The organism is Arthrobacter globiformis (genome assembly GCF_046536215.2).
GTDB lineage: Bacteria > Actinomycetota > Actinomycetes > Actinomycetales > Micrococcaceae > Arthrobacter > Arthrobacter globiformis_E.
This window is the reverse complement of the sequence record NZ_CM143421.1, coordinates 680360-703266: the sequence shown is the minus strand read 5'-3', so window position 1 is coordinate 703266 and position 22907 is coordinate 680360. Positions and strand designations below refer to the sequence as shown.

Genomic DNA, 22907 nt, shown 5'->3' with positions numbered 1-22907 from the left:
TTTTCCGGGCTCCGGTGCATTGCCGGAGGCGGGCGCGCTGCCGGATACGGCTGTCATCCGCGGTAGAGATTCAGGCTGTAGAAGAGGCTGCGCCGCGGCTGCGCGGCCGGGGGACCGGAGCAGAGCTGTTGGAGATCGGCCACAAGCCGGAAATACCTGGCGGATTCGAGGGCGGCCAGTGCCCTGTCGTAGGCCGCTTCGTAGGCGGACCCGTGGGCTTCGTGGGCGGATCCGTGGGCGGCGCCCTGGCTGTTGGACCGGCTCGGATGGTGCACCGAAGCGCAGCGGCTGAGCGGAGCCAGGGACTCGGAGAGCCACGTCAGCTCTGCGCGCAGCCCGTCCACCGCGGTCCGGTTATACAGCCTGCGGTCCCCGAGGACTGACCAGACCCGGCCCGCGGCGGCACTCATGGCAGCGGAAGCGTCCTGCCCGCCGGACCGCACGCTGGGATCGTAGCGGAGCAGCGCAGCAACCTGATCGAAAAGGAAGGACGACTCCACCGATGCGTCTTGGTGGTGGGTTTTCTCCAGAGCTTTCAGCATTTTCTGTCCCGACTGTCCTGATGCCCGGGCCGGAAGAAGGCCCAGATGACTTCATCGCCTTCGATATCTTCATAGTGATCCGGGGAACTGAGACTGCCATGAGAAGCCTGTGAGGGTCTTCTCATCCGCAGGGCCACTGGACGCAGGACCATTGGACGCGGTGCCGTGGCTGTCTATGCTGATGCTTGCAAGCAAGCTCACCGCGAGGCGGCGGAGGCCGCCGTGAGGAGGGTAGTGCAGTGACCGAAGGCACGGGCCGCGTGGTCTGCGACATCACCGTCACCGCCGACGGATACTCGGCAGGGCTCAACCAGACCGAGCAGCGCCCGTTCGGCGACGACGGCGGGGACGGCTCCGGCGATGCACTGCACGCCTGGATGTTCAAGACTCCCGACGAGAACCGGGCGGAGATTGACCAGATCGTCTCCGCCAAGGCATTCATTATGGGACGCAACATGTTCGGCCCGGTGCGTGGTGAGTGGGACCGGCAGTGGAACGGGTGGTGGGGCCAAGACCCGCCCTTCCACCGCCCGGTCTTCGTGCTCACGCACCACGCCCGCGAACCGCAGCTGATGGACGGCGGCACCACGTTCCACTTCGTCACCGACGGCATCGAATCGGCGCTGGCTCAGGCACGCGCGGCGGCCGGCGGCGGAGACGTCGCGATCGGGGGCGGCGCCACCACCATCAACCAGTACCTCGCCGCCGGACTGATCGACGAACTGCGCGTCCATATCGCGCCGCTGATGTTCGGCGCCGGCACGCGGCTGTTTGAGGGCGTGCCGCCGCTGAAGCTCGAGCAGGTGAAGTCGCGGGCGGCTAGCCTGGTCACGCACGTGACCTACCGTGTGCTGTCCTGATCCGGACTTCCCAGGTTCTAGTTCAGGTACGCGTCGGCCACGGACAGTGCCTCGTCCAGGATGGCCACGCCCTCGGCTGCATCGGCGTCGCTGACGTTGAGGGGCGGGGCGACATTGACACGGTTGCCCTGGACCAGCGGCAAAAGCCCCCGGTCCAGGCACGCCCTGGCGACGGCCGTCATCGGCGCGATGTCAGCGGCTGTTGCCCCGGCCCGGACGAGCGGCTCTTTCGTCTGCCGGTTCCGTACCAGCTCCAGGGTCCAGAGACCGCCGATACCCCGCGCATCCCCAACGGACTCGTGCTTCCCTGCCAGCTCCCTGAGGGCCGGCCCAAGGACATCGTTGCCAAGTCGGGCAGCTGCCGCCGCGGTCCCTTCCTCGTGCATCGCGTTGATGGCGCCGACTGCTGCCGCGCAGGCCAGCGGGTGGCCGCTGTAGGTCATGCCCGCCGGGTAAGGGCGTTTGGTGAATGCCTCGTAGATCGCGTCACTGACCAGGACGCCGCCCAGCGGAACATACCCGGAGTTGACCCCCTTCGCGAACGCCATCAGGTCCGGTGCCACGCCTGCGTGGTCCACGCCGAACCAGGCTCCGGTGCGGCAGAAGCCCACCATCACCTCGTCGGCGATGTAGACGATGCCGTGGCGGTCGCACAACTCACGGACCCCGCGCAGGTAGCCGGGCGGCGGCACGATGACCCCCGAACTGCCCACGACTGATTCCAGGACCAGGCCGGCGATCGTCGCCGGGCCTTCCAGCAGGATCACCTGCTCGAGATGGGCGAGCGCCCGCTCGGACTCTTCCTCCGGTGTTTGTGAGCCGAAGGCCGAGCGGTACAGGAAAGGACCAAAGAAGTGCACAACGCCAGCCGTGCCCGTGTCCGAGGCCCAGCGGCGCGGGTCACCTGTGAGGTGGATCGATGTGGTGGTCGAGCCGTGATAGGAGCGGTAGGCGGCGAGGACCTTGGGCCGTCCCGTGTAAAGCCGCGCCATCCGCACTGCATGCTCGATGGCCTCGGTCCCGCCGGTGGTGAACAGCACGTGGCCAAGATGCTCCGGTGCCACCTCGATGATCAGCCGGGCCGCTTCGCCCCGCACATCGGACGCGTGCCCCGGGGCGAGGGTGCACAAGCGGTCTGCCTGGTCCTTGATCGCGGCCACGATTCGCGGATGCTGGTGACCGAGGTTGGTGAACACCAGCTGCGAGCTGAAGTCCAGGTAGCGCCGTCCGTCGACATCGACGACGTGGCTTCCTGAGCCTCCGACCAGCGTGGGCACCTCGCGCGGCCCCTGCACCACCCAGGGGTGGAAGACCAGATCGTCGGGATTCATGACATCCTCCGTTGCTTGCGTGCCCGGTTGTTTGAATCCGGGCGTTTCGCTCCACGGCTTCACCTTGGCACCTTCCAGCGGGAGTTTCCAGATGGTGCGGGCCCTTGAACGGCCGCTCGCTCCGTGGATAGCATTGCCGGCACGGGCGTCGACGGCGGGAGCGTTCCGGCGTCCGCATCACATCGATCAGATCAGGGAGACGGCCATGGGCGGGACAACTGCAGAAACGTCATCAGCGGAACTGATGGTCGACCTGATCATTTCCCTGGACGGATATGCCTCGGCCGAGGGGTGGCCCGGCTGGTGGGGACTGGAGGGCCCGGAATACCTGGCCTGGCTCGAGGAGGAGGGAAAGAAAAACTACACCTTCCTGCTGGGCGCCAACACCTACCGGGTGATGTCCAGCATGTCTGGGGAAGCTGCGGCCGAGGACTCAGGATTTTCCGGGGACGAGGGCGCCGCCCTGACGGGCCTCGACGCCGTGCCCAAGGTGGTCTTCTCCTCCACCCTGCAGGCACCCCTGGAATGGGCCAATTCGGAGCTGGTCACCGGCGACGCCGTCGAGGCCGTAAGGGAGATGAAACGGACCGGATCACGGCCTTTGAGCACCCTTGGCAGTCTCAGCCTCTGCCGGTCGCTGCTGACCGCCGGCCTGGTGGACAGATTCCGGCTGGTCGTCTTTCCGGTGATCACAGGCCGGACCGGGCGGGAGCGCATCTACGACGGCTATCCGGACGTCTCGCTGGAGATGGTGGACAGTCGGATTTTCGACGGCCGGCTCCAGCTGCTCGAGTACGTCCCCACGGTGATCGATGGTCCGCCGGGCAGCGGCCCAAGGTAGGTCGGCTCCGGGAAAAGCGGCCGCCAGGGGGCAAAAACCCTAGTGCGGAACGAGGCGCTTCTCGAGGCGCTGCCGGGCGCTGGCCAGGGACTGCTTGGTCAGCTTGGTGGCCTCCTTCACATCCCGTGCCCGTGCTGCTTCGAGAATGGCCGGTTGCGGGGTCCACAGGCTGGCGTCGTCGTGGTCCACGGCTTCCGTCGCACCGATGACCTTGTAGGGCCTGCACTGCAGCCACAATGAGTCGATGACATTTACCAGGACCGGGTTGCCGCCGGCGGAGTAGAGCGTCCGGAGCAGGTCTTCGTCGTCGTCCAGCGCATCCCAGACCCGGCGTTCCGCAACTGCCTTCTGCATCCGGGCCAGGGCGGCTTCCATGCGGGTGACGTCGGCGTCCGTGACGTTCGCGGCTCCCCGCCGGGCGGCCTCCACTTCCAGCGTGGCCCTGACCTCGTAGATATGGATCAGTTCCCCCACCGTGAACTCCCGGACGACCGCACCCCGGTGGGCGGCCACCCGCGTGGCGAGGCCGGTCTCTTCGAGCCGGCGGATGGCCTCCCTGACCGGCATCACGCTGGTGCCCACCATCTCGGCCACGTCCCGGACCCGCAGCGGGGACCCGCCTGCCAGTTCCCCGGTAAGGATGGCGGTGCGCAGGGCCTCATAGACCTGGTCCGCCACGAGGGTGGGGGTGATGGCAAAAGCCGGCGAAGACTGGGCGGCGACGGCAGCCCCTGTCCTCCTGGTCTCCGGTGCTTGGGCAGCTTCGACTTTTTTTCCTGGCATGGAAACGATCCTATGGCGCGCGGACCGGTTTTGCTGTTATTGCAGGTCTGCGGCCGCCTGGCGGGTGGAGCTGATGAACCCGGCCCGTGCCTCGTCGGTGGCTGCGCGCTCGAGCGGCACCATGGTGGTGACGACGCCGGACAGCCGTCCGCCGTGGTCGAGCACCGGGGCGCTGACGCCCCAGACGCCCGGCGCGAGGGCGCCGGAGCTGGTTGAGTAGCCGCGCTCCCTGATGGCTGCCAGGTCGGATCGGATGGCGTGCCCCTCGTCCGGGGGAAGGAAGTGGCCGGCGAGAATGTCGTCCGTTTCCTCCTCGGGCAGGAACGCGAGGATGGCCCGGGCGCTTGCCCCGTTCAGCAGGGGGCGGGAGCGTCCGGCGGCGTAGCTGCAGCTGAGGATGTGCGCGCTTTCCACGGATTCGACGCACAGGACGTCGCTGCTGCTCTGCACCAGGTAGGCGGCCAGCTCGCCGGTGTCCTGTGACAGTTGCTCAAGCCGGTTCCGTACCTCGCCCTGGGCCAGGGCTTCGTCGCGGTAGTTGTCGGCAAGCCGGACCACTTCAGGGCCCGCCGAATAGCGGCCGATGAGCTGGTTTTCCACCACGAATCCGGCCTGGAGCAGGGTCTGCAGGTGCCGGTAGACAGTGGAGGCCGGTATACGGAGGAGGCCGGAGATCTGTTCGCTGCTCAGGGTACGGTGGCGGGCAAACAGGAGCAGGATGGACATCGCCGTGCCGCGCTCGTCGCGCCGTTTCAGGGGCGCCAGTGCGTTCGGGGTGTTTTTGGGTCGGGAGCTGATGCGTTTTTTCATGGTGAACTTCCGTGGCTGGGTGGAAGGCCGGGGGAGGGCAGCAGCCGCTGCCTGCACAGGTCAGGCAGCGGCTGCTGGGAAGCCGTTCGGTTCGTTGCGGGAGTCCGACGGCGGTTGGAGGGCTGGGTGCGCGGGTGCGCACCCAGCCGGTCACGGGACGCCCGGGTCAGGGGCGCCTGGATTAGTCGGCCAGGTAGGGCTGGCGCCATTCGCTGGACGGGGAGAAGTTCTCGTGGATGAAGCGGCCGCTGAGCCAGCGCTGCAGTGCCAGCCGGGAACCGGTCTTGTCGTTGGTGCCGGATGCCCGGCCGCCGCCGAAGGAGACCTGGCCCATGAGCGCGCCGGTCGGCTTGTCGTTGATGTAGGTCATGCCGGACGCGTTCCGGAGCTTGTCCAGGGCGAGCGAGACCGCGCGGCGGTCGTTGGCAAAGATGGAGAGCGTCAGGGCGTAGTTGCTGGTCTGGTCCACCAGGTCAAGCACCGACTCCCATTCGGCATCCTCGTAGACGTAGACCGTCAGGAAGGGGCCGAAGAACTCCTCGCTCATGGTGAAGGCGTGGGGATCCGTGGTCTCGAAGATGGTCGGTTCGACGAACCAGCCCTCTTCGGCGTGGACCTTGCCGCCGGCCAGGAGCGTGTGGCTCGGGAGGGCCTTGGCCATCTCGATGGCGGACTCCAGCTTGCGCAGGGACGTCTCGTCGATGACGGCGCCGGTGAAGGTCTCGTGCTCGGCCGGATCGCCGATGCGGAGGGACTTGACGGTCTCGACGAGTTCGTCCTTGATCTGGTTCCAGACGCTGCGCGGGATGTAGGTACGGGACGCCGCGGAGCACTTCTGGCCGGAGTATTCGAAGCCACTCCGGATCAGGGCGGCACGCAGGGCGTTGGCGTCTGCGCTGGGGTGTGCCACGACGGCGTTCTTGCCGCCTGTTTCGCCTACCAGGCGGGGGAAGGAGCGGTAGTTGTCGATGTTGTCGCCGGCCTTCTTCCAGAGGCTGCGGAAGACGTCCGTGGAGCCTGTGAAGTTCAGGCCCGCAAAGTCCGGGTGGCTCATGGCCTGGTCGGAGATCGCACGGCCGGAGCCGTGGACCAGGTTGATGACGCCCGGCGGGAGGCCGGCTTCCTCGAACATCCGCATGAGGACGTCGTTGCTGAGGGCTGCCTTCTCGGAGCACTTCCAGACCACCGTGTTGCCCATGAGGGCGGGTGTGGTGGGCAGGTTGCTTCCGATGGCGGTGAAGTTGAACGGCGTGATGGCCAGGACGAAGCCTTCCAGGCCGCGCTGGTCCAGAGTGTTGCCTTCGCCCTGCAGGGAAGCAGGCTGGTCGGCGTAGATCTGCTGGGCCAGGTGGGCGTTGTAGCGGAAGAAGTCAGCTACCTCGCTGGCGGCGTCGATTTCGGCCTGGTGGAACGTCTTGGACTGTCCAAGGATCGTGGTGGCCACCAGTTCGTCACGGTACTTTCCGGCGGCAAGGTCGCCGGCACGCAGGAAGATGGCGGCCCGCTCCCACCACGGGGTCCTGGACCAGTCGTGCTGTGCGGCCAGTGCTGCGTCGATCGCGGACTGGACCACTGCCTCATCTGCGGTGGGGATGCGGCCCAGCACCTGGGCGTGGCGGTGGGGAGCAGTGACGTCGCGCAGCTCGCCGGTCATGGAGCGAACTCCGTTGATGACGTGCGGCAACTCGCGGACGCTGGAAGTCACCTCGGCGATCACCTTCTTGACGGACGCTGCTTCGGGTGAGCCGGGGCGGAATTCGCGTGACGGCTCGTTGTACGGGGTGGGTACCTTGAAGTTTCCAGTAACGCTGACTGATTGGGTGGACATTATCTGGGTATCTCCTTGAGTGTTCCCGGGCCGGAAGGCGCAGGTTGGTTAGTGGGTTTCGAGACGGCGCTCCAGCCGGCGCAGTGCGCTGGCCAATGAGTCCGCGGTGATGGTGGTTGCAGCGGCGGCGTCGCCGGCAACCAGTGCCTGGACCAAAGCTGGCTGCGAGGTCCAGAGGGTGCTGTCGTTCTGGGCGAGGGCTTCAGTCGCGCCGATGACCTTGTAGGGCCGGCACTGGAGCCAAAGCTGTTCGATGGTGCTGACGAGGACGGGATTTCCAGAGGCCCGGTACAGGGTCCGGAGTACGTCCTCGTCGAGGTCCAGGGCATCAATGATGCGGCCGTCCGCGACGGCTTGTTGCATCCTGGCGCAGGACGCTTCCATGTCCCGCAGGTCCGGCCGGGTGACCCGGCTGGCGCCCTGGGTTGCCGCCTGTACCTCGAGAATGGTCCTGACGTCGTAAATGTGAATCAGTTCGGTGACAGTGAACGTCCTGACCGCCGCACCCTTGTGCGGGATGCGTGTTGCCAGTCCTGCCTCTTCGAGGCGGCGGATCGCTTCCCGGACGGGCATGACGCTGGTGCCCACCATGGCGGCGAGGTCGCGGACCCGCAGCGGTGATCCGGATTCCAAGGACCCGGTCAGGATGGCATTCTCCAGAACCTCGTACACCTGGTCAGCCACCAATGTAGGGGTGACCGGACTGGACGTGTGAAGGCTCATGGCGTTCTCCGCTCTGCACCGCATCGCTCACTGATTGATATGTGATCACATCCAAGACTACGTTAAAGTCCGCTTAGCCTCCAATAAGGGAGCGGAGGAAGAGTAGGAGGTTGGCCGGCTTCTCAGCCATGCGGCGCATCAGGTACGGGTACCACTGCGTCCCGTAGGGGAGGTAGACGCGGACCCGGTACCCCTCGCGGACCAGCTCATCCTGCAGCTTCCGCCGTACGCCGTACAGCATCTGGAACTCAAAGGAGCGCTTGCCCAGCCCCAGCTCGCGTGCGGTGTCCTTGATGACGTCGATGCACGTGTCGTCATGGGTTCCGAAGGCGGGGTCCGGAAGGTGCTGCAGCGCCCAGCGGGACAGGTACTTGTACTGCTCGGTGACTTCATCCGCATCGCAAAGGGCCGCGGATGAGGATTCGTCGAAGGCACCCTTGACGAGCCGGATCCGGGGCTTGATGTCCACGAAGGACAGCAGGTCCTCGGGGGTCTGGCGCATGTTCGCCTGAATGGCAACACGCGTGTTCGGGTGGTCGGGAAGGATGCTCCTAAAAATGGCGAGCGTGTCCCTGCCAACAGAGCTGTGCTCCATGTCCACCTCGACGGTTGCCCCGTGGGTGGCGGCGGCGTCGAGGAGCGTCTTGAGGTTGTTGGCGCACTCCTGGGGGTCGATCATGATCCCCAGCTGCGACAGCTTTACCGAGACGGTGGAGCCCGGCGCCTGGTTCTGGATGTTCTCGATGGCTCCCTGGTATTCCCGGGTGGCCACCTTCGACTGTCCAAGATCCCGAACCGATTCGCCCAGCAGGTCCAGGCTGACATCGATCCCGGCCTGGTTGAGGGCCTTGGTGGCTTTCCAGGCCTCGGCCAGTCCGCGGCCGGCGACGTACCTGTCCACGAGTGGGCGGGTGAGCCGGTTCCGTGTGGCGATGGCTTCGAGTTTCTTGTTTTCTGCGACATGCAGAAGAAGTCTGTTCGGCATGGGTGCACTTCCTAAGAGTCGCCGCGGACGGACCGCGGTTCCCGGCCGTTCCCTGGATTTGGGTCCGGCGATTTTTCCAACCCCCTTGCGAGTGTTGCTTAGACCACAGTATGTTGTGATCACAAATCACACAAGAGGGCGGGAAATATATTTTCCCCGGTTCGAAAGGAATGGATCCGTGAATGCAATCCCTGCACCAAATGCCTTGCCTGACGACGACGACAGCTGCACCGACGGCTGCTTTTACTGCACAGGCCCGGAAACGGACTAGGCCGGCGTGCACGACCACGTCAGCTTCCCGCCCGGCATCGCCCGGTTGATCCGCCCTGGGGCGGCAGCCGGGTGACCGGCGCGGGCGGAATGAATTTACAGCAGTGTTACAAGTCATCCATTGACCGATTTGTGATCACAGATTACAGTTTTGAATGTGACTCCAACCACATCGGGCCCGGCTCCCAAATGGCCGGGTCCCCCTGGCACCCAAGACCGGGGCTAAAACCTAGGGCCGGCGGCACCGCCGGCCCTCAGATGATGCAGTGAGGCATCATCTGACAACTTACGCAGGCGCTGAGCATCCGCCCGGCCCTTGCAGATCATCAAAAATGCGCGGACCGATATCGGGGTACACGCGTCCGCTACCCGAAGGAATCGAAAAATGGGCTTAAGTTTTGGCACAAAAGCTCCGCCGACCGCGCTCTCTGGCGAGGTTGTGGTGTCCGGGCTCGGCAAGAGTTATGGAGCAGCCCGTGTGTTGTCGGATGTGAATCTGACGATGAACGAGGGCGAAGTCGTCTCGATCATCGGGCCCTCCGGAGCGGGCAAGAGCACGTTCCTGCGGTGCCTGAATTACCTGGAAACACCGACGGAGGGCACGATCTCGATCGGCGGGGCCACCGTTGTGGCCGGCGGGAAGCTGCCGGACAAGGCGAGCCTGGACCACCTCCGGCGGGTTACTGGCATGGTCTTCCAAAGCTTCAACCTCTTCCCGCACCTGACCGTGATGGAGAACATCACCCTGCCCCAGCGCAAGGTCCTAGGCGCCAGCAAGGAACAGGCCCAGGACACCGCGGAAAAACTCCTCAAACGCGTCGGCCTCCCGGACAAAGCACAGGCCTACCCGGCCCGGCTGTCGGGCGGGCAGCAGCAGCGCATCGCGATCGCCCGCGCCCTGGCCCTCTCGCCGAAGGTCATGCTCTTCGACGAACCGACCTCGGCCCTGGACCCGGAGATCGGCCTCGAAGTTTTGGCCGTCATGCGCGACCTGGCGGATGAGGGCATGACGATGCTGGTGGTCACGCACGAGATGCACTTCGCCCGGGACGTGTCCGACCGGATCATGGTGATGGGCAACGGCGGCGTGCTGGAGATCGGCCCGTCCGAACAGGTGATGTCGCACCCGGAGAACGAACGCACCCGGCAGTTCCTCAAAGCCGTCCTGGACCGGTGACACAGCGATGATCACCCAACTGCTGTCCTCGATCGCCCAGGGCGTCGGACTCACCCTCTACGTCACCGGCGCCTCGCTCCTGTTCGGCGGGATCATCGGCCTGCTCCTGGTCGGCGCCGCCCGCTCACCCATCGCCATCATCCGTGGTGCCGCCACGCTGTATATCAACGTGGTCCGGGTGATCCCGCCGATCACCTGGCTGTTCCTGATCTATTTCGGCCTGCCCCAGTTCGCGCTGCGCCTGACCACGATCCAGGCCGCGATCATCGGGTTCTCCATCATCGCCTCCGCGTTCATGGCCGAAATCTACCGCTCAGGCCTGTTGAGCATCCCCGACGGGCAACGCGAAGCCGCCCACGCCCTGGGCCTGTCCACCATCACCACCGTCGGGCACATCATCACCCCGCAGGCGTTCCGGGTCGCCCTGCCCGCGATCGCCACCTACGGCATCGGACTCCTGAAAGACTCCGCCCTGGCCTCCACCATCGGCGTCCGCGAAATCACCTACTACGCCCAGCAGGCCGCGAAACAAACCCACGAAGGCCTCCTCTCGTTCGTCGTCGCCGGGGCGCTCTACATCGTGATCAGCCTCGTCGTCGCCCTCATCTCACGCCGGGTCGACCTCACCCTGCGCCGGAAGATCGGAGTCGCGTGATGGACATGCTCACCCAATGGCTCGGCTGGCTGCCCAACCTCACCCCCGGACTCATGGTCAGCCTCCAACTGACCGGACTCTCCCTGCTCTTCGGCTTCCCCCTCGGCCTGCTCTTCGCCGTCATGGCAGCCTCCAAACTCGCGCCCCTGCAGTGGATCTCGTTCCTGTTCGTCGAAATCGGCCGCGGCCTGCCCGCCCTGGTCCTGCTCTACCTGCTCTACTTCAGCCTCCCCGACGCCGGCATCACCCTGACCTCGCTCACCACGGCGATCATCGCGCTGACCTGGAACACCGGCGCGTACGCCTCCGAATACTTCCGCGCCGGAATCGCGTCCGTCCCGCTCGGGCAGAAAGAAGCAGCCCTCACCTCCGGGCTGCGCGGCTGGACCGGGTTCCGGCTCATCATCCTGCCCCAGGCCCTCAGGATCTCCACCCCGCCCCTGGCCGGCCTCGCCGTCCTCGTCTTCCAAGGCAGCGCCCTCGCCTTCGTCATCGCCGTCCCCGAACTGATGTCCAAGGCCTTCGAAATCGGATCCATCACCTTCGAATACCTGTCCGTCTACCTCCTCACCGCGGCCATCTACGGCTCCCTCACCCTCGTCTTCCTCGGCCTCGTACGGGTCCTCGAACAACGGCTCGGCCGCCACCTCCAACGCAACTAGAACCCCCAGTCCCACCCCTCCAGGGCAATCCGCCCCACCACCTCAGGAAAGAAAGAAAAATCCATGTCTCGAACTCCCCGTACCCTCGTGCGCGTGCTCTCCGCCGGCAGCGCCGCCGGCCTGCTCGCCATCTCCCTCAGCGCCTGCGGCGGCAGCGAAGCCAGCAGCGTCGCCTCCGACTGCAAACCGGCCCACGCCGACCTCAAAACCATCACCCAGGGCGAGCTCACCGTCGCCAGCTACGATTACTACCCGGCCACAAGAGTCGAAGGGGACACCGTTACCGGCATGGAGGGCGACCTGATCGGCGAGATCGCCAAACTCGAATGCCTCAAGGTCACCGTCAGCACCTCCGGCGGCGCCGGAGCCGTGATCCCGTCCGTCCAAACGAAGCGCGTTGACATTGGTTCGGGAAGCTGGCTGCGCACCAAGGAACGGAAGAAGATCGTCTACTTGAGCACGCCGCTGTGGAACGATCCCCAGGCAATCATTTCAACCAAGGGTCTCACCAGCGACGACCTCGAGGGCAAGGTCGTTGGCTCCGTCGCCGGCAACCTTTATAACAACAGCCTGCAGAAGTGGCTGGGCGACAAGTTCAAGGTCTACCAGGACGACGAGTCCATCTACGGAGACCTCAAAGCCGGCCGCATCGATGCCATCGTGGCATCCGCCGCGTCCGCCAAGGGCCGCTTCAAGGACGCCCCCATCGAGGGCGCCAAGGTGGTCGACGTCAAGCCCAACGCGCATGTGCCCGAGTTCGCTTCTGTCGGTCAGGTGATGTTGCCGTCGAGCCTGGACAACGAAGCGCTCGGCAAGGCACTGGACGAGGACATCGAAAAGCTGCGCGAAAACGGCACCATCAAGAAGATCCTCGAAAAGTACGGACTGAACCCTGCTGTCGGCCAGCCGGGGGCAGCCACCGAGCTCTGACAGGAGCGTAGTGCTGCACTTTGGCGGCGTCGGATTTAATCCGGCGCCGCCAAGGTGTCTTAAGGGCCAAGCGTGGCACGGGACTCCCGCGCGCCGCGGCCGGCGGGAGGCGTAGGGGGCAGCTGATTGCAGGACAAGCAGGAACCGGACCAACAGGAAAGGGCGGTGGGGATCATGGGATCCCACCGCCCTTTGGTCCTTCCCCGCGCTCACCCTGCTGGGTTCCATTCTGCCCACTCCGCCTTTCCGGGCAGGGGCTAGGAGCCCAAAAGCCCCGGCCGGCCGGCTGCCGCGCGAAGAGCGGCCCATGTTGCTGCACGCCAAAACACCCGCGCCGTGAAGCCGGCGCGGGTGTTTTGGTTATGCAGTCAGGCCATCAGCCCCTGCAGGGCGTCTGCCAGGGTTTGTGCCCCGGTCTCGGCGTCCTCGTCCACCACGTGTTCTTCGGGGGAGTGGGATACTCCACTGGGGTTCCGGACGAACACCATGGCCGTCGGTACGAAGGGCGCCAGCACGCCGGCGTCGTGGCCGGCCCCGGTGTCCAGGACGGGCGCCTGCGGCAGGGCGCGCTGCAGTTCCTTCTGCAGGGCGGGATCGAAGTGGACGGTTGGACTCAGCGATTCCTCGCGGAGTTCGACGCTGCAGCCTTCCTCGGCTGCGATGACCCGCGCCTGGGCATGGATGCTCTCCACCAGGGCCGCCGTGACGGCATCGTCGGGATGCCGGACGTCCAGCCAGAAGTCAACGCGCGAGGCGATGACATTGGTCCCGCCGGGGACCGGCTGGAGCCGTCCGACGGTGGCACGCGCATGGGCCTGGTTCCGGGCAATGTCGCGGATGGCAACCACCATCCTGGACGCGGAGACCATGGGATCGTGCCTGTCGGCCATCAGCGTGGTTCCGGCGTGGTTGCCCTGCCCGTGAACGCTCAGCCGCCAGCGTCCGTGTCCCAGGATGGACGACGCGATCGCAATGGGCTGGTCCAGGTCGATGAGGCCGCGGCCCTGTTCCACATGCAATTCGACGAAGGCGCCGATCTGGCCCAGGAGTTTTTCGTCCTTGCCTACGAAGCGTGGGTCCAGGCCGTTGGCCCGTGCGACGTCGGCGAACGTTGAGCCGTCCGGGTCCCGCAGGTTGCGGGCCTTGTCCGGATCGATGGCACCGGTCATCAGCCGCGAGCCCAGGCACGCGACGCCGAACCGGGAGCCCTCCTCCTCCGGGAAAACTACGACGGCGAGTGGCCGGGTGGGGGTGGCCATGCGTGCCTTGAGGATGTCCACGGCCACCAGGGCTGACGCGACGCCGAGGGGACCGTCGAAGGCGCCGCCGCCGGGCACCGAGTCGAGGTGGCTGCCGGTGACCAGGCTGTTGCTGCGGTCACCGCCGGGCACGTCCCACCAGGCCCAGATGGCGCCGTTCCGGTCCGTTTCCACGGTGAGGCCGCGCTTGGTGGCCTGATCGATGAACCAGCTGCGCAGGTCCAGTTCGGCGGTGGAGTACACAGGCCGGGTGTAGCCGCCGCGGAGCGTGTCGGTGCCGGTGCCGGCAATCTCCTGCAGCAGCCCGGTGACCGTTGCTGTCGATGCCGGGGGCAGGGGAGTGGTGCCGGGGATCATGCGTGCGCCCCGGTTGCTGCCTGCGCCTGGGCTGCGAGCCGGAACTGGTCCGGAACGGCGCCTGCACCGGTTGCCAGGTCGGCCGCGAGCCGCCCGATCAGCGGGGCAAACTTGGCCCCGTGGCCAGAGCAGGGGGAGAGGATGGTGATGCCGTCGGCGCGGTCGAGGATGAAGTCCTCCGTGGGGGTGTTGGTGAAGAGGCAGGTGGTCTCTGCGTAGGGCTCCGGAACCAGGCCCGGCAGGTACTGTTCCACGTACTCGATGACCCGGCGGCGGTTGTCCGGGTTGATCTGGCCGTCCTGTTCGGCGGCGGAGGGCAGGATCTTCCCGCCGTTGTATTCGGCGACCTTCTGCCCGCGGAATCCGGCATCGCGGCCGCCCGGCAGGCCGTAGGCCTGCCAGCCTTCGCGCTTGTGGATGAAGGTGGGCCACGGCGAGGCGTCATGGTCAGTGCCGTCGGCGTAGGGGAAGTGGTAGGCCTGTTCCTGCCGCACCTCGATCGCGGGCATGCCGGCCAGGAAGGACGAGGGCAGCGACAGCGATCCCAGCAGTTGGGGGAGCCAGCCGCCGGCCGCAACAATGACGTTGGCGGCCCGCAGCGTCCGGCCGTCCTCTGAGGTCAGCACGTAGCCGCCGTTCGAGGCGGTGATCGAGGCGACCGCCCAGTTGTTGTGGAGTTCCGCGCCGTGAGCCACGGCCTGGTCCACCATGGAGGCGACGGACTCGTGGGCGTCGATGACGCCGGTGTCCGGGTGCCACAGCACCTGGGTGTCAAAGGCGATTTGGGGCCACCGGCGGCTGGCCTCTTCCGGGGTGAGAAGCTCGTGGTCGATGCCGCGTGCTTCCAGCACGGCCGCCAGGCGTTCCGGTTGCCGGATTGCGCCGTAGTCCACTGCGCCCGTGGGCGTGATGAGCTGCTTGCCGCTGAGGCGGGCCAGTTCGTCCCATCCGGTCTTCGCTTCCTGGACGAGGCCCGTGTAGAACTCCTCGGGGTAGGCGTAGCGGAAGATGCGGGCGGAACCGTGGGAGCTGCCTGCATCGTTGGCGGGGGTTGAGCGTTCGAGCAGGGCAACGTCGTGCCCGCGGGCGGCGAGATGCCAGGCGGTGGCAGCTCCGGACAGCCCTGCACCGACGACGGCGTATTCGGTCGATTCCATGGGGTGGCTCCTCTTGGCGGGGGATGGTCAATGGGGCAGCGCCCCTCTTCCCCTCCAGTAACTCACCCATTTGTGCCTACGGTCCAATATCATTTGACTTGTAATTATTAGTGTCTGTCGAAAGAATCGCCGTGGAACTCAGGCAGCTCAGGTACTTCCTCGTCGTCGCGGACGAGCTGCACTTCGGCCGCGCCGCCGAACGCCTGCACATCACCCAGCCGCCGCTGACCGTCGCCGTCAAGGGGCTCGAGCGCGAGCTTGGCGTCCAGCTCTTCGACCGCACCACCCGCCGCGTGACGCTGACGGCGGCCGGCCAGGCGTTCAAGGACCGCATCCAGGCTGCCGTTGCGGACCTGGACGACGCCGCCGGAGATGTTGCCGACGTCGCTGCCGGGAAGAGCGGCAAGATCAGGGTGGGCTTCGTCAGTTCCGCCAGCTACACCACCGTTCCCGAAGCCATCCGGGCCTTCCGGCAGCAGCGTCCCCGGATTGACCTCGTGCTGCACCCGCTCACCAGCGGGGAACAGATTGAGCAGCTGCTGTACGGAAACCTCGACCTGGGGCTGATCCGGGATCCGGGTGACGTGCCCGGGCTGAACCTTGAACTGCTCAGCGCGGAAGACCTGGTGGCGGTCCTTCCGGAGGCACACCGTTTGGCGGCGGCGAAGGAGCTGCGTCCCGAGGACCTCGAAGGGGAGCCGATGATCCTGTTTCCCTACCGGCTGATGCCCGGGTTCGTGGCGAGGGTGCTCCGGCTCTTCGGGGCACTTCCCACCCCGCCCGTCGTCGTCCAGCAGGCCATCCACCAGGAAACCGTCCTCGGCCTTGTCGCCGCAGGGTTGGGGGTGTCGGTTCTCCCTGAGTCGGTGCAGCGGTTCCAGATGCCAGGCGTCACCACCCGCCGCTTTGTGGACAGGCCGCAGACGGAGCTCCACATAGCCCGTGCTTTTGGCGCTTCTCCCGCCGTGGACGAATTTGTCCGCTGCCTCAGGGGAGAGATTCCGGAATAGGTCTTGTGTGATCACATATCCCGGCTCTAATCTGGGCGGACATCCCAACTGGCCCGAAGTATTTGTCGTTTTGACACCCCAAAACGACAACTACTGCCAGTCAGTTGGGTCTTCGAATCAGAAAGTGGTCAAGCATGAAGACAATTCACGACGTCGTGGTGGTCGGGGCCGGGCCGGCGGGCCTGGCTCTCGCGTACGAACTCCGCGGCCTGGACATCGACGTCCAGGTGCTGGAGGCCGACGGCGACATCGGCGGGCGGACGCGCAGCATCCAGCTCGCCGGTGTCCCCGTCAACACGGGTGCCATGTTCATTTACCGCGGCACGCGGGCCGAAAAGCTCGCCAATGAACTCAACCAGGAGACCGTGCCGTTCCACCCCGCCACGTACGGCGTGCATATCGACGGCGTTACCTCCGTCGCGGGATCCACTCCGGAAATCGCCGAACGGCTCCCGCTGCCGCCGGAGTCGAAGGCCGCACTGGTCGGTTTCATGGAAGGACTGGCGCGCGAGTACCGGGACCATGTGTCGGACGAAGCCATCACGGACAGGGCTGCCGGGCTGGCGAACGAAACCGTGGCCGCCAGGCTCGCAGGCCTCCCCGGGCCCGCCCGGAGCGTCATCGAGTCCGCAGTCCGCGGCGGGGCAGTGGGGGATGCGGCCCAGCTTTCGGCGAAGTACGCCCTTCGCTACCTCGCCAGCTACATCGCCCACGAACGCGACAATCGCCTCTATCCCGTGAACGGAATGCATGCCCTGCCGCGCGCACTGGCCGCCAACGTCGGGTCCGGCACGGCCATCCGGACCGGCATCCGCGTCCAAACTGTCCGTGAGCTGGACGGCCTGTGTGAGGTGAGTGCCGCCAGCGACAGCGGGCAGGAAGTGCTTTTGGCCCGGCACGTGGTGATGGCGGTGCCGGCACCGTTGGTGGCCGGCGTCTGCCGGGACCTGCCGGAATGGAAGCGTGAGGCGCTCCGTGCCGCTGAAACGCCGGGCAGCACGACCTTTACCGTCGCCGCCAACATCGAGGGCCTGCCGGACTTCGCGGACTGGTCCTTTGTTTCCACGGTCGGCAAGAAGTTTGACGCCATCATCAATCCGCAACCGGGCGTCATGCCGGCCGATGGGATCGTCAGGTTCACCTGCTACGGCAACTCTGCAGGTTTCATTCCGGGGATCGAAAACGACGAGAGGCTCATCCAGGAGTGGACCGAGGACTTCCTGGCGGTCGCACCGCAGCTTCGCGGCCGGATCGTGGGCGCGGCAGCAGCCAGCTGGGAACACTGCTTCTCTGTCCTGTCTCCGAAACGGAACGCAGCACTGGCAGATCTGCAGCGCAGCGTGGGAAACGTCCACTTCGCGGGGGACTACACCTCGGAAACGGCCGGTTCGCACGGCGCTTATCATGAAGCCCACCGGGTGGCAGAGGCGCTGCGCGAAGCCCTCGCGCAGCGTATGGCCGAGCCCGCCGCCGCGAGGGCATAGGCGATCCACTGGCAAATATTGCGCTGATTCAATGGATTATTAAGCCGCCTGCAGTCCCGCGGCAACGGCACTTTTTCCGCGAAGCGCAGCCCGCGGAGGGCTGCGCTTCGCCCATTTAACGGCCACCCCGGGGTTCAAAAAAGAACTTCCCGAAAACGGGTAGTTGTGATCACATATCTCACCTATACTGTGATTCAGCCGACCATCAACGGGGCGTCTCGAACCCTGCAGGCGGCTGCCCAAATCTTGCCTCCCGGCCGGCGCGCAGAGCGCGGCCCGGAAGCCAACTGACATTTTGACTTGAGACGTTGACGTCTCTGACTGCAAGGGAGATAACGTGGCCTCAGCCCGAATTGACGCAGACACCCGGATCCTTATCATCGGTGCCGGTGTGGTTGGTGCCGCCCTGGCCGACGACCTGACCCAACATGGCATGAAGTCCGTGACTGTAGTGGACCAGGGGCCCCTTTACCGCACGGGCGGGTCTTCCTCCCACGCCCCTGGCTTCGCATTCCAGACCACAGGCTCACCGGTCATGACTGAACTCGCCCGGCGGACACTCGACAAGCTGGACGGGGCCACGCTCGACGGTCAGTGGATCCTTAAGCGGGTCGGCGGGCTCGAACTGGCGTGCGAACCGGAGCGGCTGGAATACCTGCACCGGCGGCACAACCTCGCCCGGTCCTGGGACGTTCCGGCCCGGATGGTTTCAGCCGACGAGTGCGGGAAGTTGTTCCCCGGCCTCGACACCACCGCGGTGCTCGGCGGCCTGCACACCCCAACGGACGGAGTAGTGAAAGCCGTACGCGCGGTTGAGTGGCAGGCCCGGCGCGCTATCGAGAACGGGGCGCGGTTCTATGGCCACACCGCGGTCACCGGGTTCCGGACGGACCGCGGCCGGGTGACCGGCGTCGACGTCCGGCCGACGCCGCCGGTACCGGGCAATCCCTCCAAAGGTGACCAGCTCCCCGAGGGGACGTCGTTCATCGAGGCGGATATCGTCGTCGTCTGCGCCGGGTTGTGGGGACCCGGGCTCGGAAAGCTGCTGGGACTGGAACTGCCCATGGTTCCGATGGAGCACTGCTCTTCCCACACCAGCCCGCTGCCGTCGCTCGCCGGCTTCAGCGATGGGGCAGAGATCGAGCTCCCGATGGTCCGGCACCAGGCCACCGGTTCCTATCTGCGCCAGATGGGCGACCGGCTGACGTGGGGTTCCTACGAGCACCGGGTGATCCCGGTGGACCAGTCCGGGATCGCCTCTCCCGAGGAATACGCCAATACCCAGGTTGAGCCCGCCATCCACCCGTTGACGTGGAACGACCTGAAGGACGGCTGGGCCGAGGTCCAGCGGCTCTTCCCCGAGACCCGGAGCTGCGAAGCGGTTGAGGGGTACAACGGGATCTTCTCCTTCACCCCGGATGGGAACCCGCTCCTCGGCGAGGTGCCCGGCATCGCAGGCCTGTGGCTGGGCGAATCCGTCTGGCTCACCCAGTCCGCCGGCGTTGCCGGCGTCCTGGCCGATTGGATCGTCACGGGGGATCCCGGCGTCGACACCACCAGCCTGGACTTCCGCCGGTTCGACCAGACGCACCTGACGCGCACCGTCAGCATTGAGCGCGCCAGCGAGAACTATGACGAGGTCTACGACATCAGCCATCCCCGCAAGCAGACGCAGAAGCTGAGGAAGTTCGCCACGACCCCCTTCTACACCCGGCAGGAAGCCCTGGGCGCGGTGTTCGGCACCTCCCAGGGCGGCTGGGAACGCCCGCTGTGGTACGGGTCCACCGACTGCCCCGATACAGCAGGCCGACGGCGGGATGCCTGGGGAACGTACGGATGGTCGCCCGCCATTTCCGTCGAGGCGAACCAGGCTGTCAGCGGCGTGGGGCTCGTCGACAGGGGAGCTGCCAGCGTCTTCGAAGTCCGGGGCAGCGGCGCTGAAAAGCATCTCCAGGAAATCCTGATGGCCGGCCTGTCCCTGGAGGTGAACGAATCCACCGGCGCCTTTGTGCAGAGCCCATCCGGCGGCATCGCCGCCGACCTGACCGTTGTGCGGACCGCAGGGGACGCGTTCCTGGTCATCGGCAGCAGCGCCGAGGATGTCTGGCACCTGCGTAGGGAAACCCCGCACCTTGCCGGCGTGGAAGTTTGGGACGTTTCGTCAGCGACGACGGCCGTGGCGCTCATCGGTCCTGACGCGGCAGCCCTCCTGGCGTCGGTCACGCGCGGCGGGATCCCGGCGGCTTCCTCGCCTGAAGCGCCTGTGCTCGACGTCGGCGGCGTCCCGGTCCGTGCGGTCGCCGACACGGCTACCGGCGTTGGCGGCTGGACGCTCTACGCGGCCACGGAACATGGGTTGTATCTGTGGGACCTGTTCGTTGCGGCAGGTGCGAAGCAGGGGATGGCCCTCGTGGGCGACGAGGCATTTACGGCACTACGGATTGCCAACGGCGTCCCCGCCTTCGGCACTGACTTCGGCCCGCAGGACACCGCCTACGAAGCCGGTCTTGCCGGGTCTCCCGCCGGTGCCGGCGACGGCGCCCTTGGTGAGGCCCGCCCCGGCCACCGGCTCCTTGTCCGGCTCCGGCTGTCCAGTGACCGCCACGCGGTGGTCCAGGGAGAACCTGTATCCCGGGGCGGAAACGTTGTGGGTTACATCAGCAGCGTTGCGGAGGATCCCGCCTCCGGCCGCTTCCTGGCACTGGCCTGGGTTGACCCGGAGGCCGCCGCGGTTGGGAACGGGCTGGAGGTGTCGCACCTTGACGCCGTATGGCCCGCCAAGGTGGACCGTTCCCCGCTGAAAACCGCCCCGCAGGATTGAGATTCCCTTAGCCGATTGCCCGCGATGCTATTGACTGATATGTGATCACAAAATAGTGTTATTGTGAGGCGAACCACAGGACTGCGGGGCCATCCGCTCCGCAGCCGAATACCTTCCAACGCGTCCCGATGAGAGGACTGAACTCCCAGTGAGCACCATCCCCAAAGAAGAACTTGCAGCATTGTGCGAACGTGCTCTGCTGGCCGCCGGCGCCCATCCAGAGGATGCCAAAGTCCTCTCAAGCGCGACGGTCGAAGCCGAACTCGTCGGCAACCGCGCCGTCGGTGTGGGACATCTCTTTGACTACCTCGACGGCTACCGGCAGGGCCGCATTGCCAGCGCCACCGAGCCGAAGGTCCGCCGTGCCGCGCCGGCGGTCATCGACGTCGATGCCGCCAGCGGCCTGGCCCAGACAGCCTTCCAGTCCGCTTTCAGGGATCTGCTTGCAGCGACGCACGAGGCCGGGATTGCCGCGCTGTGGATCCGCGACTCGTACACCTGCGGCGAGCTGGGGTATTACGCACGCAAGGTGGCGCAGCAGGGCTACATCGCCGTGGCGACCGCCAACAGCCCGGCACTGATGTCCATCGGCGGCGCTCCCAAGCGCATCCTCGGCACCAACCCGCTAGCCTACGGCATCCCCCGGCCGGGCGGCTTTCCCATGGTCATCGACCAGGCGTCCTCCTCCACCGCCTTCGTGAACATTCGGCGCGCGGCCGACGCGGGCGACCCAATCCCCGCGGGCTGGGCGCTGAATGCCGACGGTGAACAAACGGTGGATGGCAACGAAGCCCTGGCGGGAACCCTGCTGCCTTTCGGCGGGCACCGCGGCGGCAACATCGCCCTGCTGGTGGAGATCCTTGCCACGCTCTCCGGCGCATCGTTCTCCCTGGATGCGGCACCCTTCGACAGCGGCAGCACCTCGCCCGGCATCGGCGTCTTTGTCCTGTGCATCGATCCGGCCAACTTCACCGGCTCGGCCGACCGGCTGTCCAGGCAGCTGGAGAACCTCCGCGACGAGCACCAGGTCCGGCTGCCTGCCATGGAGCTCACCGAACTGCCCGGCCAGGTGGAGATTGACGCCGGCGTCCTCCGGCGGCTGGAGCAGGCCGCAAACACCGAGTCAGGCGCCAGCGAGGCATTGCACAGCCAGCGTGCCTGACTAAACACTTATTAGAAACACCTAAAAGAAGGTAAAGAGCATGACCTTTAAGCGGATGATCCAGGCCGTGGAAACCCATTCCGGGGAACCGATGCGCGTCATTACCGGCGGCGTGCCCCATATCCCGGGCAACACCGTGTACGAGCAGATGAAGTGGCTCGAAGAGAATGACGACCAGATCCGCATGCTGATGCTGCGCGAACCCCGCGGCTACCCGCCGCTGTGCTGCAACCTGATCGTTCCGCCGAAGCACCCGGAGGCGGCGGCAGGATTCATCATCATGGAGCAGGTGGAATACCCCGTGATGAGCGGCGGAAACACCATCGCCGTGGCGACGGTCCTTCTTGAGACGGGAATGATCCCGATGCAGGAGCCGGTCACGGAGTTCAAGCTCGAAGCCCCGGCGGGCCTCATCGCCATCAAAGCCGAATGCCGCAACGGCAAGGTCAAGCAGGTGACCTTTGAGAATGTCCCGGCGTTCTCGGTTTACACCGACGTGGTCATCGACGTTCCAGAGCTTGGGAAGGTGACAGTCGACGTAGCCTGGGGAGGCATGTTCTACGTCATCGCGGACGTGGCACAGTTCGAATCCCTCGAGCTCGTCCCGGAACGCGGCCGGGACATTACGCGCATTTCGTCCCTCATTCTTAGGGCGGCGCAGGACCAGCTGCCGGTGGAGCACCCCGACTACCCGGGCATCGGCATCACCATCTCCCAGCTCTCCGGCGTCACCCACAACCCCAACGCCGACCGCAGGAACGCGGTGACGGTCGCCAGCGGGCCGGTTGATTTCGACAATCCCGCCACGTGGACCGGCGGCGTTGACCGGTGCCCCTGCGGAACCGGCACCTGCGCCAAGATGGCCACCCTGCATGCAAAGGGCGAACTGGGCCTCAACCAGCCGTTCCGGCACGAGGGCGTCCTGGGCACCGTGTACACCGGGGAACTTGTTGAAGAGGTCGAGATCGCCGGCCGCACAGGCGTCGTTCCCCGGATCAGCGGCCAGGCCTGGATCACCGGATTCAGCACCTACGTGCTCGACCCCGAGGACCCTTTCCCCAACGGCTTCACGCTCGGCGACATCTGGGCACCTTCCGCGAACGAAGAGGGCGCTCCGGAGGCGGGTTTGCCCGTTGCCAGGGACGGTGACCGTACGGTCCGGCAGGTCGAAGCCTCCGTTTGATGTCCTGCTGCAGGCACCCCGTCTTCGGACCGGGGTGCCTGCAGCTTTAACGTGATTCAATGTTTCCGGACGGCAGG

General features: G+C 66.1%; 20 protein-coding genes. 11 read left to right on the top strand and 9 right to left on the bottom strand.

Features of this window, described 5'->3' with window-relative positions:
• Positions 1-53 precede the first annotated feature (53 nt).
• Positions 54-542, bottom strand: coding sequence for a CHAD domain-containing protein (locus tag R5O87_RS03235; protein WP_410557552.1), 489 nt, complete (start codon positions 540-542; stop codon positions 54-56).
• Positions 543-781: 239 nt separating this feature from the next.
• On the opposite strand from R5O87_RS03235, the gene R5O87_RS03230 reads away from it, so the two are divergent.
• Positions 782-1402: a dihydrofolate reductase family protein gene (locus tag R5O87_RS03230; protein WP_410557551.1), complete on the top strand. Its 621-nt coding sequence runs from the start codon at positions 782-784 to the stop codon at positions 1400-1402.
• Between the two features lie 17 nt (positions 1403-1419).
• Here R5O87_RS03230 and R5O87_RS03225 read toward each other — a convergent pair whose 3' ends face one another.
• Entirely contained in the window at positions 1420-2733 is a 1314-nt protein-coding gene (locus R5O87_RS03225) for an aspartate aminotransferase family protein (protein WP_410557549.1), read from the bottom strand.
• A 205-nt stretch (positions 2734-2938) separates the two neighbouring features.
• Between R5O87_RS03225 and R5O87_RS03220 the strand changes: the two genes are divergently transcribed.
• A complete protein-coding gene (locus tag R5O87_RS03220) occupies positions 2939-3574 on the top strand; it encodes a dihydrofolate reductase family protein (protein ID WP_410557548.1) in 636 nt (211 codons plus the stop codon).
• Positions 3575-3613: 39 nt separating this feature from the next.
• Here R5O87_RS03220 and R5O87_RS03215 read toward each other — a convergent pair whose 3' ends face one another.
• The 5 genes from R5O87_RS03215 to R5O87_RS03195 all read right to left on the bottom strand — a co-directional run bounded on the left by R5O87_RS03215 (position 3614) and on the right by R5O87_RS03195 (position 8703).
• On the bottom strand, positions 3614-4357 hold the full coding sequence (locus R5O87_RS03215) for a GntR family transcriptional regulator (RefSeq protein ID WP_410557546.1): 744 nt from the start codon (positions 4355-4357) through the stop codon (positions 3614-3616).
• Positions 4358-4393: 36 nt separating this feature from the next.
• Entirely contained in the window at positions 4394-5167 is a 774-nt protein-coding gene (locus R5O87_RS03210; RefSeq protein ID WP_410557544.1) for an IclR family transcriptional regulator, read from the bottom strand.
• A gap of 181 nt (positions 5168-5348) precedes the next feature.
• A complete protein-coding gene (pruA, locus tag R5O87_RS03205) occupies positions 5349-6995 on the bottom strand; it encodes an L-glutamate gamma-semialdehyde dehydrogenase (protein ID WP_410557543.1) in 1647 nt (548 codons plus the stop codon).
• Positions 6996-7043: 48 nt separating this feature from the next.
• Complete coding sequence (locus R5O87_RS03200) at positions 7044-7718, bottom strand: GntR family transcriptional regulator (protein WP_410557542.1); 675 nt, start codon at positions 7716-7718, stop codon at positions 7044-7046.
• A 73-nt stretch (positions 7719-7791) separates the two neighbouring features.
• On the bottom strand, positions 7792-8703 hold the full coding sequence (locus R5O87_RS03195) for a proline dehydrogenase family protein (RefSeq protein ID WP_410557541.1): 912 nt from the start codon (positions 8701-8703) through the stop codon (positions 7792-7794).
• A gap of 655 nt (positions 8704-9358) precedes the next feature.
• On the opposite strand from R5O87_RS03195, the gene R5O87_RS03190 reads away from it, so the two are divergent.
• From R5O87_RS03190 to R5O87_RS03175, 4 genes are all read left to right on the top strand, one after another.
• Positions 9359-10150 carry an amino acid ABC transporter ATP-binding protein gene (locus R5O87_RS03190; protein WP_462836376.1) on the top strand — a complete coding sequence of 264 codons (792 nt, stop codon included), beginning with the start codon at positions 9359-9361 and terminating at the stop codon, positions 10148-10150.
• 7 nt (positions 10151-10157) lie between these two features.
• Complete coding sequence (locus R5O87_RS03185; protein WP_462836375.1) at positions 10158-10805, top strand: amino acid ABC transporter permease; 648 nt, start codon at positions 10158-10160, stop codon at positions 10803-10805.
• Entirely contained in the window at positions 10805-11467 is a 663-nt protein-coding gene (locus tag R5O87_RS03180; protein ID WP_462836432.1) for an amino acid ABC transporter permease, read from the top strand. The genes R5O87_RS03185 and R5O87_RS03180 overlap by 1 nt, the downstream gene beginning before the upstream one ends.
• A gap of 63 nt (positions 11468-11530) precedes the next feature.
• Positions 11531-12397 carry a substrate-binding periplasmic protein gene (locus R5O87_RS03175; RefSeq protein WP_462836374.1) on the top strand — a complete coding sequence of 289 codons (867 nt, stop codon included), beginning with the start codon at positions 11531-11533 and terminating at the stop codon, positions 12395-12397.
• A gap of 368 nt (positions 12398-12765) precedes the next feature.
• On the opposite strand, the gene R5O87_RS03170 is transcribed toward R5O87_RS03175, so the two are convergent.
• Positions 12766-14013: an allantoate amidohydrolase gene (locus R5O87_RS03170; protein ID WP_410558474.1), complete on the bottom strand. Its 1248-nt coding sequence runs from the start codon at positions 14011-14013 to the stop codon at positions 12766-12768.
• Positions 14010-15170: an FAD-dependent oxidoreductase gene (locus tag R5O87_RS03165; RefSeq protein WP_410558473.1), complete on the bottom strand. Its 1161-nt coding sequence runs from the start codon at positions 15168-15170 to the stop codon at positions 14010-14012. The genes R5O87_RS03170 and R5O87_RS03165 overlap by 4 nt, the downstream gene beginning before the upstream one ends.
• 131 nt (positions 15171-15301) lie before the next feature.
• Here R5O87_RS03165 and R5O87_RS03160 point away from each other — a divergent pair, with 131 nt between their 5' ends.
• The 5 genes from R5O87_RS03160 (at position 15302) to R5O87_RS03140 (ending at position 22830) form a co-directional block, all read left to right on the top strand.
• Positions 15302-16180 carry a LysR family transcriptional regulator gene (locus R5O87_RS03160; RefSeq protein WP_410558472.1) on the top strand — a complete coding sequence of 293 codons (879 nt, stop codon included), beginning with the start codon at positions 15302-15304 and terminating at the stop codon, positions 16178-16180.
• Positions 16181-16314: 134 nt separating this feature from the next.
• On the top strand, positions 16315-17664 hold the full coding sequence (locus R5O87_RS03155) for a flavin monoamine oxidase family protein (protein ID WP_410558471.1): 1350 nt from the start codon (positions 16315-16317) through the stop codon (positions 17662-17664).
• 337 nt (positions 17665-18001) lie between these two features.
• On the top strand, positions 18002-20485 hold the full coding sequence (locus R5O87_RS03150; protein WP_410558470.1) for an FAD-dependent oxidoreductase: 2484 nt from the start codon (positions 18002-18004) through the stop codon (positions 20483-20485).
• Positions 20486-20633: 148 nt separating this feature from the next.
• Positions 20634-21647, top strand: a complete 1014-nt coding sequence (locus tag R5O87_RS03145; RefSeq protein WP_410558469.1) for an Ldh family oxidoreductase — start codon at positions 20634-20636, stop codon at positions 21645-21647.
• A gap of 40 nt (positions 21648-21687) precedes the next feature.
• On the top strand, positions 21688-22830 hold the full coding sequence (locus R5O87_RS03140) for a proline racemase family protein (RefSeq protein WP_410558468.1): 1143 nt from the start codon (positions 21688-21690) through the stop codon (positions 22828-22830).
• Positions 22831-22907 lie beyond the last annotated feature (77 nt).

Bases quoted from the DNA above. Each gene is read 5' to 3' on its own strand.
- R5O87_RS03195 (WP_410557541.1), bottom strand. From the start codon at position 8,703: ATGCCGAACAGACTTCTTCTGCATGTCGCAGAAAACAAGAAACTCGAA.
- R5O87_RS03210 (WP_410557544.1), bottom strand. From the start codon at position 5,167: ATGAAAAAACGCATCAGCTCCCGACCCAAAAACACCCCGAACGCACTG.
- R5O87_RS03175 (WP_462836374.1), top strand. From the start codon at position 11,531: ATGTCTCGAACTCCCCGTACCCTCGTGCGCGTGCTCTCCGCCGGCAGC.
- R5O87_RS03200 (WP_410557542.1), bottom strand. From the start codon at position 7,718: ATGAGCCTTCACACGTCCAGTCCGGTCACCCCTACATTGGTGGCTGAC.
- pruA (WP_410557543.1), bottom strand. From the start codon at position 6,995: ATGTCCACCCAATCAGTCAGCGTTACTGGAAACTTCAAGGTACCCACC.
- R5O87_RS03155 (WP_410558471.1), top strand. From the start codon at position 16,315: ATGAAGACAATTCACGACGTCGTGGTGGTCGGGGCCGGGCCGGCGGGC.
- R5O87_RS03215 (WP_410557546.1), bottom strand. From the start codon at position 4,357: ATGCCAGGAAAAAAAGTCGAAGCTGCCCAAGCACCGGAGACCAGGAGG.
- R5O87_RS03180 (WP_462836432.1), top strand. From the start codon at position 10,805: ATGGACATGCTCACCCAATGGCTCGGCTGGCTGCCCAACCTCACCCCC.
- R5O87_RS03165 (WP_410558473.1), bottom strand. From the start codon at position 15,170: ATGGAATCGACCGAATACGCCGTCGTCGGTGCAGGGCTGTCCGGAGCT.
- R5O87_RS03225 (WP_410557549.1), bottom strand. From the start codon at position 2,733: ATGAATCCCGACGATCTGGTCTTCCACCCCTGGGTGGTGCAGGGGCCG.
- R5O87_RS03185 (WP_462836375.1), top strand. From the start codon at position 10,158: ATGATCACCCAACTGCTGTCCTCGATCGCCCAGGGCGTCGGACTCACC.
- R5O87_RS03220 (WP_410557548.1), top strand. From the start codon at position 2,939: ATGGGCGGGACAACTGCAGAAACGTCATCAGCGGAACTGATGGTCGAC.
- R5O87_RS03140 (WP_410558468.1), top strand. From the start codon at position 21,688: ATGACCTTTAAGCGGATGATCCAGGCCGTGGAAACCCATTCCGGGGAA.
- R5O87_RS03190 (WP_462836376.1), top strand. From the start codon at position 9,359: ATGGGCTTAAGTTTTGGCACAAAAGCTCCGCCGACCGCGCTCTCTGGC.
- R5O87_RS03170 (WP_410558474.1), bottom strand. From the start codon at position 14,013: ATGATCCCCGGCACCACTCCCCTGCCCCCGGCATCGACAGCAACGGTC.
- R5O87_RS03235 (WP_410557552.1), bottom strand. From the start codon at position 542: ATGCTGAAAGCTCTGGAGAAAACCCACCACCAAGACGCATCGGTGGAG.